Source organism: Streptomyces sp. 1331.2 (genome assembly GCF_900199205.1).
In the GTDB taxonomy this organism is placed as follows: domain Bacteria; phylum Actinomycetota; class Actinomycetes; order Streptomycetales; family Streptomycetaceae; genus Kitasatospora.
In genome coordinates this window covers 2,502,034-2,514,595 of the sequence record NZ_OBMJ01000001.1, presented here as the reverse complement: position 1 = coordinate 2,514,595, position 12,562 = coordinate 2,502,034, and the positions used below count along the sequence as shown (strand labels likewise).

7 protein-coding genes are annotated in these 12,562 nt (G+C 72.6%); all 7 read left to right on the top strand.

All coding sequences use genetic code 11. From position 1 onward, the window contains the following. Positions 1-50: 50 nt before the first annotated feature. The 7 genes from gatB (at position 51) to ilvC (ending at position 12,474) form a co-directional block, all read left to right on the top strand. The gene (gene gatB, locus CRP52_RS10525) at positions 51-1,562 is read left to right on the top strand and encodes an Asp-tRNA(Asn)/Glu-tRNA(Gln) amidotransferase subunit GatB (RefSeq protein WP_097236153.1); all 1,512 of its coding nucleotides are present in this window, start codon (positions 51-53) and stop codon (positions 1,560-1,562) included. Between the two features lie 296 nt (positions 1,563-1,858). Further along, positions 1,859-2,017, top strand: a complete 159-nt coding sequence (locus CRP52_RS38135; RefSeq protein WP_179852748.1) for a hypothetical protein — start codon at positions 1,859-1,861, stop codon at positions 2,015-2,017. Positions 2,018-2,151: 134 nt separating this feature from the next. Beyond that, positions 2,152-5,199 (top strand): helix-turn-helix transcriptional regulator, encoded by a 3,048-nt coding sequence (locus CRP52_RS10520; protein ID WP_257032399.1) that lies wholly within the window; start codon positions 2,152-2,154, stop codon positions 5,197-5,199. Positions 5,200-5,647: 448 nt separating this feature from the next. Continuing rightward, positions 5,648-8,608, top strand: coding sequence for a putative bifunctional diguanylate cyclase/phosphodiesterase (locus CRP52_RS10515; RefSeq protein ID WP_097239987.1), 2,961 nt, complete (start codon positions 5,648-5,650; stop codon positions 8,606-8,608). A 330-nt stretch (positions 8,609-8,938) separates the two neighbouring features. Then, on the top strand, positions 8,939-10,786 hold the full coding sequence (locus tag CRP52_RS10510; protein ID WP_097236151.1) for an acetolactate synthase large subunit: 1,848 nt from the start codon (positions 8,939-8,941) through the stop codon (positions 10,784-10,786). Positions 10,787-10,827: 41 nt separating this feature from the next. Continuing rightward, positions 10,828-11,352: an acetolactate synthase small subunit gene (gene ilvN, locus CRP52_RS10505; protein WP_097236150.1), complete on the top strand. Its 525-nt coding sequence runs from the start codon at positions 10,828-10,830 to the stop codon at positions 11,350-11,352. Between the two features lie 123 nt (positions 11,353-11,475). Continuing rightward, positions 11,476-12,474, top strand: a complete 999-nt coding sequence (gene ilvC, locus CRP52_RS10500; RefSeq protein WP_097236149.1) for a ketol-acid reductoisomerase — start codon at positions 11,476-11,478, stop codon at positions 12,472-12,474. The last annotated feature ends 88 nt before the right edge of the window (positions 12,475-12,562 follow it).

Sequence of the window (12,562 nt, the reverse complement as noted above, 5' to 3'; positions counted from 1 at the left end):
GTGGGCGGCCGGGCCCGTACCTCCCCAAGCTTCAAGTGAGAAGGGACGCTGTGAGCGTCATGAACCTGGTCTCCTACGAGGACGCTCTCGCGTCGTACGACCCGGTGATGGGCCTTGAGGTCCACGTCGAGCTGGGCACCAAGACCAAGATGTTCTGCGGTTGCTCGACCGAGCTGGGCGCCGAGCCGAACAGCCAGACCTGCCCGACCTGTCTGGGCCTGCCGGGCTCGCTGCCGGTGGTCAACGCGGTCGGCGTGGAGTCGGCCGTCAAGATCGGCCTGGCGCTGAACTGCGAGATCGCCGAGTGGTGCCGGTTCGCTCGGAAGAACTACTTCTACCCGGACATGCCCAAGAACTTCCAGACCTCGCAGTACGACGAGCCGATCGCCTTCAACGGCTACCTCGACGTGCAGCTGGAGGACGGCTCGATCTTCCGCGTGGAGATCGAGCGCGCCCACATGGAGGAGGACACCGGCAAGTCCAGCCACGTCGGCGGCGCCACCGGTCGCATCCACGGCGCCACCCACTCGCTGCTCGACTACAACCGGGCCGGCATCCCGCTGATCGAGATCGTCACCAAGCCGATCGTCGGCGCCGGCGAGCGCGCCCCCGAGGTCGCCAAGGCGTACGTCGCCGAGCTGCGCGAGGTGATCCGTTCGCTGGGCGTCTCCGAGGCCCGGATGGACAAGGGCCAGATGCGCTGCGACGTCAACCTGTCGCTGCGCCCGAACGGCACCGAGACCTTCGGCACCCGCTCGGAGACCAAGAACGTCAACTCGCTGCGCAGCGTGGAGCGGGCCGCCCGGTTCGAGATCCAGCGCCACGCCACCGTGCTGACCGACGGCGGCACCATCGTCCAGGAGACCCGCCACTTCCACGAGGACGACGGCACCACCACCTCGGGCCGGATCAAGGACAACGCCGAGGACTACCGCTACTTCCCCGAGCCGGACCTGGTGCCGGTGGCCCCCGCCCGCGCCTGGGTGGAGGAGCTGCGTGCCGCGCTGCCCGAGCTGCCGCGGGTGCGCCGCGCCCGGCTGCAGGCCGAGTGGGGCCTGTCCGACAAGGACATGCAGTCCGTCCTCAACGCCGGTGCGGTGGAGCCGATCCAGGAGACCATCGCGGCCGGTGCCCCGGCCGACCAGGCCCGCAAGTGGTGGATGGGCGAGCTGGCGCGCCGCGCCAACGAGACCGGCACCGAGCTGAGCGAGCAGCCGATCACCCCGGCGCAGGTCGCCCGGGTCGCCGCGCTGGTCGCCGAGGGCAAGCTGAACGACAAGCTGGCCCGTCAGGTCATCGAGGGCGTGCTGTCCGGCGAGGGCGAGCCGGACGAGGTCGTCGCCAAGCGCGGCCTGGCCGTGGTCTCGGACGACTCCGCGCTCGGTGCCGCCGTGGACCAGGCCATCGCCGAGAACGAGGCGATCGCCGCCAAGATCCGCGACGGCAAGGTCCAGGCCGTGGGCGCGCTGGTCGGCGCGGTCATGAAGGTCACCCGCGGCCAGGCCGACGCGGCCCGGGTGAAGGACCTGATCCTGGAGCGGCTCGTCCCGGAAGGACAGTAGGCCCAGCTTCGAGAAGCCGGGCGTCTGCGCCTGAGCCTTCACCACACCTAGGCCCCTAGGCCCCTAGGCCCTGGTTTCCTAAGGCATCTAAGGCATCTAAGGCCCTCTAAGTAAGGCCTAAGGCCCGGTCTCACCTCCGGAAGGGGGTGAGACCGGGCCTCAAACCTTTTCCGGGGTCCGATCTAAGGCTCCTGGGCCCCGGAAGATCGGGCACGCTGCCGATGTGGCACCCCCCACTGGGAGAGGAAAGTCTTACCTGTCAGCGAAACGCAGTGAAACCCACAAGGGGAACCGAAGTGATCGAGTACCAGACCTTCCAGCAACAGGCCCACGAGCTCGTGGCCCGCGCCGAGCACGAGCGCCTGGTGCGCGAGGCCAAGGAAGCGCGCCGCCTGCGGCGCCGTCCGGTGGCCGCCCGCTTCCAGCGGCGCCCCGTGCGTCAGACCGAATGCTGACGGCACGGCACCGGGACGGTGCCGAAGGAGCCGAGGAGGGGGAGACGCTGCGAGTGAGCGTCTCCCCCTCCGGGCGTTCGCCTGGGGAGATAACCCCTCCTCCGGGCCCCACCGGCTATGGCATGCTCGCCTCCATGCAGCAGATATCGGTCAGCCCCGTCTTCGTCGGCCGTGGCAGCGAGATCACCGAACTGACCGACGCGCTGCGCCGGGCGGGCGCCGGCAGCCCGCAGGCCGTCCTGATCGGCGGCGAGGCCGGCGTCGGCAAGACCCGGCTGCTGGAGGAGTTCCTGCAGCGCGCCGCCGACGGGGGAGCGGTCATCTCGCTCGGCAGCTGTCTGGAGGTCGGCGCCGAGGGCCTGCCGTACGCGCCGCTGGCCGCCGCGCTGCGCCGGCTGCACCGCTCGTTGGGCGCCGAGCTGGAGGCCGCCGCGGCCGGCAGCGAGGGCCATCTCTCCCGACTGCTCTCCGAGTTGGGCGAGGCCGACGGCGAACCGAACGACGAGTACAGCCGGGCCCAGCTGTTCGAGCACACCGCGAGGCTGTTCGAACGGCTCGGCGCGGAGCGTACCCTCGTCCTCGCCGTCGAGGACCTGCACTGGTCCGACCGCTCCACCCGCGAACTGCTCGCCTTCCTGGTGCGCACCCTGCACCGCTCCCGGGTGCTGCTGGTCGCCACCTACCGCAGCGACGACCTGCACCGTCGCCACCCGCTGCGCCCCTTCCTCGCCGAGCTCGAACGGCTGCGCACCGTCCAGCGGTTGGAGCTGGAGCGGTTCGACCGCCGCGAGGTGGCCGCCCAGCTGGCCGGCATCCTGGGCACCGCCACCCCCGACCGCCAGCTGGTGGACCGGATCCACCGCCGCTCGGAGGGCAACCCCTTCTTCGTCGAGGAGCTGGCCACCGCCTTCGACGACGGCTGCGGCGCCGGGTTGACCGACTCGCTGCGGGACATCCTGCTGGTGCGGGTCGAGGGTCTGGACGAGGACGCCCAGCGGGTGGTGCGGATTGCCGCCGAGGGCGGCTCGCACGTCGAACACGCCCTGCTGGCCGCCGTCCTGGCCGACGACGAGGAGGCGCTGATCGAGGCGCTGCGCTCGGCCGTCGGCGCCAACATCCTGCGCCCGGACACCGAGGGCGAGGGCTACCGGTTCCGGCACGCGCTGGTCCGCGAGGCGGTCTCGGACGACCTGCTGCCCGGCGAACGGCACCGGATCAACCGCAAGTTCGCGCTCGCCGTGGAGGCCCGGCCGCAGCTCGTGCCCGCCGACGCGCTGCCCGCCCGGTTGGCCAACTACTGGTACCACGCGCACGATCCGGCCCGCGCCCTGCCGACCGCCCTGGACGCCGCCCGCGCGGCCCGCCGGCGCAACGCCTTCGCCGAGCAGCTGGGCATGCTGGAGCGCGCCCTGGAGCTGTGGGACATGGTCACCGAGGAGGTGCTGGCGCACACCCTGCGCCCGTACGACTGGGCCGAGACCTACCCGCCGGGCTCCTGCGACCACAGCGCCGCCGACGAGGAGTGCGACCGGATCCAGCTGGAGGACGTGCTGGCCGAGGCGGTGGTCGCGGCCCGCCGCTGCGGGGACCGCGAGCGCGGCCTGAGCCTGGCCAAGCGCGGGCTGCGGCTGGTCGACGAGACGGTGCACCCGGTGCGCGCGGCCTGGTTCCGGATCAACCGGGCCCGGATCCTGGGCAGTCTGCGCCGCTCCGGGGACGAGGAGGAGATCGCTCACGCGCTGCGGCTGGTGGAGCACCTGCCGCCGTCCGCCGTGCAGGCCGAGGTGCTCGGGCTCGGCGCCGGCTCGGCGATGCTCAAGAAGCCCGGGCCCGAGCACCTCGAACTCGCCGAGCGGGCGATCAGGATCGCCGAGCAGGTTGGCGCGCACGCGGTCGAGGTGCACGCCCGGATGACCCTCGGCGGGCTGCGTTACGACGTCCACGGGGACGCCGAGGGCGGGCTGGCCGAGCTCGCCGGGGCGGTCGAGCGGGCCCGCCGGCTGGGCGTGCCCGACGTGCTGCTGCGCGGCATCAACAACCTGGCCAGCATGCAGCGCGGGCTGGGCCGGTCCGAGGACGCCGTCCGACTGGCCCGCGAGGGCCTGGAGTTCGCCGACGGCAACGGCCTGCTGCGCAACATCGGCGCCATCCTGACCGGCAACCTGGTCGAGGCGCTGATCGACCTCGGGCGGGTCCGGGAGGCCGCCGAGGTGCTCGACGCCTTCGAGCTGGGCAGCCTGAGCGGCAGCCACGCCGAGTTCCTGGACCGGATGCGCGGCGAACTCGCCCTGCTGGAGGGGGACCTGGCCACCGCGGCGACCATGCTGGCGCAGGCCCGCGCGGCCAACCGGGTCGGCCAGGTCCAGCACAGCGTGCCGATCAGCCGGCTCGCGGTGCGGCTCGCCGCGCTCGGCGGCCGGCCGCTGGAGGCCCGGGCCGAACTGCTCGCCGCGCTGGCGGAGGACGGCCGGCTCGGCTACGAGTCCGACGTCTACCCGCTGCTGGCCGAGGCCGTCGGCGTGGAGGCGGACAGCCGGGGCCTGCCGGAGGCCGAGGAGGGCCGGGCCGCGGTGCTGGCCGCGGTCGCCACGGCCGCCGCCGAGCTGCGGCCCCGGGCGCCGCTGCACCACGGCTGGGCCCGGCTGCTGGAGGCCGAACTGGCCCGCGCCGAGGGCGCCGACACCCCCGGGAAGTGGGCCGCCGCGATCGAGGCACTGCGGCCGACCGGCCTGCCGTACCCGCTGGCGCTCGCCCTGCTGCGGGCCGGCGAGGCCGAGGTGCAGGCCGGTCGGCGCGAGGCCGCGGCCGAACTCCTGCGCGAGGCAGCCGAACTGGCGACCGTACGGGGTGACCGGATGCTGGCGGCGCAGATCGCGAGCCTGGCCGAGCGGGCCGGGCTGAACCTCGCTCCCGGTGAGCGGACGGCCGCCAAGGAGGCGCCGGCGCCGCTCGCCGGGGACTCCTTCAACCTCACCCCCCGTGAGCGGGACGTGCTCCGGCTGCTCGCGCGCGGCTGGACCAACCGGCAGATCGCCGAAGAACTGTACATCTCTCCGAAGACCGCGAGCGTGCACGTGTCCAACATCCTGGGCAAGCTCGCGGTCGGCGGCCGGGGCGAGGCGGCCGCGCTGGCCCACCGGCTGCGGCTGTTCCCCGACGATCTGGCCCCGTCCGGCCGTTGACCCCGGCGCCCCGCCGCCGGACCCGGACCGCCCTCACGCGTCCGGTCCGGCAGCGGGGCGCCGCCGCGTGCTCCCGTGCGCGCCGCGTGAGCCCCCGCCCGCGCGCCGCCGCCAACCGGGCCGATCCGTTGGAATCGGGGGCATTTCCCCACCCCCTCGCCATTACTCTAAGTTGAGTGTGCGTGTCATTGAGTGACGGAATTGGTGTAGGGTCCATTTTGGGAGCATCGGTGCGGTGCGGCGGCCGGAAGGTCGCCCACCCCCTGGGCCTCCGTCATGACGGGGCGCCAGGCCACCGCGTACGGCCGAGAGGTACGCGGCCGGTGGCCCGTGTCCGGGGCGCGAGGCCCCGGGCCGGAGGGGGAGAGGCCGAGTGAGCTCCACCGATACGGTGTTGCCCGAAGCCGGACGCCCGGGCGCACCGCCCGCCGACACGTCCGCCATCGACATGACCGCGCCCGCCCGGCGCGGCCCGCTGGGTCGGATCCGGGAGAGCCGCACGCTGCCCGGCCTCGCCCTTGGCGCGCTTTGCCTGGCCTACGCCCTGGGCGCCGCGGCCGGCTGGGGGTCCCGCCAACTCGCCGTCTTCATGGGTGACTTCGGCCTGGCTGCGGCCGCCCTCGCGGCTGCCCTGTCCTGTCTGGTGTACGGCTGCGCCGTCGGCGGCCACGCCCGCCCGGCCTGGCTGCTGTTCGGCCTCTCCTCGCTCATGGTCGCCATGGGCAACGGCACCTGGGGCTGGTACGAACTGGTCGTCCGCACCCCGCTGCCCCGGGACTCGCTCGCCGAGTACGCCTTCCTGCTGTTCGCCCCGCTCGCCATCACCGGGGTCCTGGTGCTCGCCCAGCGCCCGCGCTCGGCGGCCGGCTGGCTCTGCCTGCTGCTCGACGGCTGGCTGATCGCCGGCTCGCTGTTCACCCTCAGCTGGAGCCTGGCGCTCGGCCGGATCGCGGCCGGCGAGGGCGGCTCCCCGCTTCGCCTGGCCCTCAACCTGGCCTACCCGGTGCTGGACATCCTGCTGGTCAGCCTGGTGGTCGGGCTGCGCTTCGGCGGTCGGGACGGCAACCGGGCGGCGGTGCACACCGCGATGCTGGCGCTCGCCGTCACCGTCATGTGCGACGCCCTGTTCACCTCCCCGGAGCTGCGCAGCAGCTACCACTCGGGCGAACTGCTGGACGCCGGCTGGTTCTCCGGCAGTCTGCTGTTGGCCTGGGCGCCCTGGTCGCCGCGCTGGCGGCGCCCGCTGCGCGAGCACCCCTCGGCCGGCGGCCTGCCGCGCCGCCGGGTGGCCACCACCTTCAGCGCGCTCACCCCGTACGCGGCCGCCGCGGTCTGCACCGCCGGCATCCTCTACAACGCCCTCGGCGGGCGCGAGTTGGACCGCGTGGTGGCCGCGGCCGCCTGCACCGTCGGGCTGGCACTGATCCTCAGGCAAGGCGTGATGCTGCTCGACAACCTGTCGCTGGCCCAGGAACTCGCCCACAAGGAGGCGCACTTCCGTTCCCTGGTGCAGGGCTCCAGCGACGTCATCATGATCGCCGGTGCCAACGGCGTGCTCTCCTACGTCTCCCCGGCCGCGCTCGGCGTCTACGGGCGGGACCCGGAGGAGCTCGTCGGCGGCAACCTGCTGGACCTGGTCCACCCCGAGGACGTGGACCGGGTGCTCTCCGAGGTCCGCCGCTACCTCGCCAGGGTCCGGCTCGCCGCCCACCGCGACCCGCGCACCGCCGAGCCCTCGGCCCGGGTGGAGTGCCGGATCAGCTCCGGCGGCGGGGAGTGGCTGCACGTCGAGTCCACCGTCAGCCGGCACCGTGACGGCCTGCTGCTCAACAGTCGGGACGTCACCGAACGCGTCATGCTCCAGGCCCAGTTGCAGCACAACGCCTTCCACGACCCGCTCACCGACCTGCCCAACCGGGCGCTGTTCACCCAGCGGCTGCGGGCCGCCCTCGGCACCCGCGGCCAGCAGGACGGGACCGGAGCCGGGATCGCCGTGCTCTTCCTCGACCTGGACGGCTTCAAGGCGGTCAACGACACCGCCGGGCACCAGGTCGGCGACGAGCTGCTGGTGCAGGCCGCCCGCCGGCTGCAGGGCGCCGTCCGCTGCGGGGACACCGTCGCCCGGTTCGGCGGCGACGAGTTCGCCGCCCTGGTCTGCGGCCCGCTCGGCCGCCTCCAGGTCCAGGAACTGGCCGAGCGGCTGCGCGTCGCGCTCTCCGAGCCGTACTGGATCGGCGGCACCGAGCTCGGCGTCGCCGCCAGCATCGGCATCGCCTTCGGCACCCCCGAACGCGGCCCCGCCGCCGACCCCAGAGCCGCCGCCGACGAACTGATGCGCAACGCCGACCTCGCGATGTACCGGGCCAAGTCCGAGGGCAAGGGTCGGGTGGTGCTCTACGCCCCGGCGATGCGGGCCGACCTGGAACGCCGCAGCGAGCTGGAGGAACGGCTGCGACTCGCCGTCCGGGAGGGCGGCTTCACCCTGCTCCACCAGCCCGTGGTGGACCTTGCCGACGGCACGGTGAGCGGCGTCGAGGCACAGGCCCGCTGGCGCTCGGCGGGCGGCCTGCTGCTCACCCCGGCCGAGTTCCTGCGCTCCGCCGAGCACGGCGACGCCGCCACCCGGTTCTCCCGCTGGCTGATCCACGAGGCGGTCGTCGCGGCCGCCGCCCGGCGCGGCCTCGGCCGGGCGGGCCGCGGCCCGGCGGGGCCCGTCCCGGTGGCCGTCCGGCTCTCCACCGAGCGGCTCTGCTCACCGGGGCTGTACGAGACGGTGGCGGCCGCACTGCGCGACAGCGGGCTGCCGGCCGGCGAGTTGGTGATCGAGGTGGCCAGGATGGGCTCGGACGCGCTCGCCGACGAACTCGGCCGCCGGCTGGCCGCGCTGCGCCGGCTCGGCGTCTCCACCTGGCTGGCCGGCTACGGCGCCGGCAGCGGCTCGCTCGGCGCCCTCGCCCGGCTGCCCCTGGACGGCCTCAAGCTGGACCGCACCCTGGTCCAGGACCTCGGCGAGTCCTCGCTCGCCCGCACCCTCGCCGGGCACGCCCTGCGGCTCGGCCGCGACCTCGGGATGGCCACCGCCGCCGAGGGGGTGGACCTGCCCCGGCAGGTCTCCGTCCTGGGCGAACTCGGCTGCGGCCAGGCCCAGGGCTCCGCCTTCGCCCCGCCGCTGGACGAGCCCAGGCTGCGCCGTGCGCTGGCCCGCCGCGGCTACCCGCTGCCGACCCCGCTCGGCCCGCTCGCCGCCCGCCGGTCCCACCAGGCCGCCGACACCCGGACGAGTGGCCGCACGGACCCCGCCCCGGGACGTGGCGTACATCACCACGGCGGCGCTGACCTGCCCGAACACCCGGCCGTCAGTGGTCCGGCCGGGGGTCCGCATGGCGAGACGGTCATCCCACCTGCTTGACACGCAACCCCGGACGGGAGGATGGTCGTTGCCATGCGCACCCGAATTCTCGTACTTGGCGGGCGCGTCGGCTGACAGGGCTCGCACGCCCTGCTCGTGACAGACCGACGCGCCACCCCTCGCATGCCCTTGGGCACGAGGGGTTTTTTGTTGCACTGACGCTGTTCCACCCTGCAAGACCCCTGGCCTCGGCCGCCCGAGAACTCCCGACTTGTCGGATTCGGCGGGACGATTGAGGCAGAGCCGGCGATCGACCCGGACCGGGACCCCTCCCTCGCAGCACCGGGGCCCGCAGCACCTGGTCGGCAAAACCCGAGAAGAGACAGGCAGATGACCGAGCACGCCGCATCCCCCCGCCGTGGGGACAACCCGGCCGCCAACGCTCCCCAGCACGTCGTCGAGACCATGACCGGCGCCCAGTCGCTCATCCGCTCGCTGGAGGCCGTAGGCGCGGACACCGTCTTCGGCATCCCGGGCGGGGCCATCCTTCCCGCGTACGACCCGCTGATGGACTCCGCCAAGGTGCGCCACATCCTGGTCCGGCACGAGCAGGGCGCCGGCCACGCCGCCACCGGCTACGCCCAGGCCACCGGCCGGGTCGGGGTCTGCATGGCGACCTCCGGCCCGGGCGCGACCAACCTGGTCACCCCGATCGCCGACGCCTACATGGACTCCGTGCCGATGGTCGCGATCACCGGCCAGGTCGCCTCCAAGGCGATCGGCACCGACGCCTTCCAGGAGGCGGACATCTGCGGCATCACGATGCCGATCACCAAGCACAACTACCTGGTCACCGACCCGGCCGAGATCCCCCGGGTGATCGCCGAGGCCTTCCACATCGCCGCCACCGGCCGCCCCGGCCCGGTGCTGGTCGACATCGCCAAGGACGCGCTGCAGGCCACCACCACCTTCCGGTGGCCGGTCGAGGCCTCGCTGCCCGGCTACCGTCCGGTCACCAAGCCGCACGCCAAGCAGATCCGCGAGGCCGCGAAGATGCTGGTCGGCGCGAAGCGCCCGGTGCTGTACGTCGGCGGCGGCGTCATCAAGGCGCAGGCCACCGCCGAGCTGCGGATCCTCGCCGAGCTGACCGGCGCCCCCGTGGTCACCACCCTGATGGCGCTCGGCGCCTTCCCGGACAGCCACCCGCAGCACCTGGGCATGCCCGGCATGCACGGCTCCGTCCCGGCCGTCACCGCCCTGCAGAAGTCCGACCTGCTGTTCACCCTCGGCGCCCGCTTCGACGACCGCGTCACCGGCAAGCTGGACGGCTTCGCCCCCAACGCCAAGGTCGTCCACGCCGACATCGACCCGGCCGAGATCGGCAAGAACCGCCCGGCGGACGTGCCGATCGTCGGCGACGCCCGCGAGGTGCTCGCCGACCTGATCGTCGCCGTCCAGGCCGAGTTCGACGCCGGCCACAAGGGCGACTACGCCGAGTGGTGGGAGAAGCTCGACGAGTGGAAGAAGACCTACCCGCTCGGCTACGAGCCGGCGCCCGAGGGCCGCCTCTCGCCGCAGCAGGTCATCGAGCGGATCGGCAAGCTGGTCGGCCCCGAGGCGATCTACGCCGCGGGCGTGGGCCAGCACCAGATGTGGAGCTCGCAGTTCATCCGCTTCGAGAAGCCCGGCACCTGGCTCAACTCCGGCGGCGCCGGGACCATGGGCTACGCCGTCCCCGCGGCGATGGGCGCCAAGGCCGGCCGCCCGGAGAGCACGGTCTGGGCCATCGACGGCGACGGCTGCTTCCAGATGACCAACCAGGAGCTGGTCACCTGCGCCCTGAACGACATCCCGATCAAGGTCGCGGTCATCAACAACGGCTCACTGGGCATGGTCCGGCAGTGGCAGACGCTGTTCTACAACCAGCGCTACTCCAACACCGTGCTGCACTCCGGCCCGGACCACGACGGCATCGAGCCGCCGGCCCAGGGCACCCGGATCCCCGACTTCGTCCTGCTGTCCGAGGCGATGGGCTGCGTCGGCCTGCGCTGCGAGCGGCCCGAGGACCTGGACGCGGTCATCAAGCAGGCGATGGAGATCAACGACCGCCCGGTCGTCATCGACTTCATCGTCCACCAGGACGCGATGGTCTGGCCGATGGTCGCGGCCGGGACCAGCAACGACGAGATCCAGTTCGCCAAGGGCGTTCGCCCCGACTTCGGCGACGACCTCGACTGACAGCCCCTTCCGGAACGACTGAGGAACGACCGAGGAACCACATGTCCAAGCACACCCTCTCCGTCCTGGTCGAGAACAAGCCCGGCGTGCTCGCCCGCATCGCCGCACTGTTCTCCCGTCGGGGCTTCAACATCGACTCCCTCGCCGTCGGCCCGACCGAGCATCCGGACGTCTCCCGGATGACGATCGTGGTCAACGTCGAGGACCTCCCGCTGGAACAGGTCACCAAGCAGCTCAACAAGCTCGTGAACGTGATAAAGATCGTCGAACTCGACCAGGCCGCTGCGATCCAGCGGGAACTGGTCCTGGTGAAGGTCCGCGCCGACAACGAGACCCGGTCGCAGATCGTCGAGATCGTCCAGCTGTTCCGCGCCAAGACCGTCGACGTGTCGCCCGAAGCGGTGACCATCGAGGCCACCGGCAGCTCGGACAAGCTGGAGGCCATGCTCCGGATGCTGGAGCCTTACGGCATCAAGGAGTTGGTCCAGTCCGGCCTGGTCGCCATCGGCCGCGGCGCCCGTTCGATCACGGACCGGTCGCTGCGCGCCCTCGACCGCAGCGCGTGAACAGCGCGAGACGGCGACCCGTCCCCCGTCTCAAGCACTGAAGCAAAGACCCCACACCCCGCCGGGTGCGCATACGGTAGGCACCGCGTACCCGGCACCCATGATGCAAGGAGATGTGCCCCCGTGGCCGAGCTGTTCTACGAAGACGACGCCGACCTGTCCATCATCCAGGGCCGCAAGGTCGCGGTCATCGGCTACGGCAGCCAGGGCCACGCCCACGCGCTGTCCCTGCGCGACTCCGGCGCCGACGTCCGGGTCGGCCTGAAGCCGGAGTCCAAGTCCCGTGCCAAGGCGGAGGAGGCCGGCCTGCGCGTCGTCACCCCGGCCGAGGCCGCGGCCGAGGCCGACGTCATCATGATCCTGGTCCCGGACCCGATCCAGGCCGACGTCTACGAGGCCGACATCGCCCCGCACCTGAAGGCCGGCGACGCCCTGTTCTTCGGCCACGGCCTGAACATCCGCTTCGGCTTCATCAAGCCCCCGGCGGACGTCGACGTCTGCATGGTCGCCCCGAAGGGCCCGGGCCACCTGGTCCGCCGCCAGTACGAGGAGGGCCGCGGCGTCCCGGCGATCGTCGCGGTCGAGCAGGACGCCTCGGGCAACGCCTTCGCCCTGGCGCTGTCGTACGCCAAGGGCCTGGGCGCCACCAAGGCCGGCGTCATCAAGACCACCTTCACCGAGGAGACCGAGACCGACCTGTTCGGCGAGCAGGCCGTCCTCTGCGGTGGCACCGCCGCCCTGGTCAAGGCCGGGTTCGAGACCCTGGTCGAGGCCGGCTACCAGCCGGAGATCGCCTACTTCGAGTGCCTGCACGAGCTGAAGCTCATCGTCGACCTGATGTACGAGGGCGGCCTGGAGAAGATGCGCTGGTCGGTCTCCGAGACCGCCGAGTGGGGCGACTACGTCACCGGCCCGCGGATCATCACCGACGCCACCAAGGCCGAGATGAAGAAGGTCCTCGCGGAGATCCAGGACGGCACCTTCGCCAACACCTGGATCGCCGAGTACAAGGCCGGCCTGCCCAAGTACAACGAGTACAAGAAGGCCGACGAGGACCACCTGCTGGAGACCACCGGCAAGAAGCTGCGCTCGCTGATGAGCTGGGTCAACGAGAAGGCCTGACGCTTCTCCGACTGCCCGATTCCGTAACCGGCTTGTACAAGTAGGCTGCTCTCGTCCGGGTGATTTCGCCGGACGGGAGCAGCCTGGC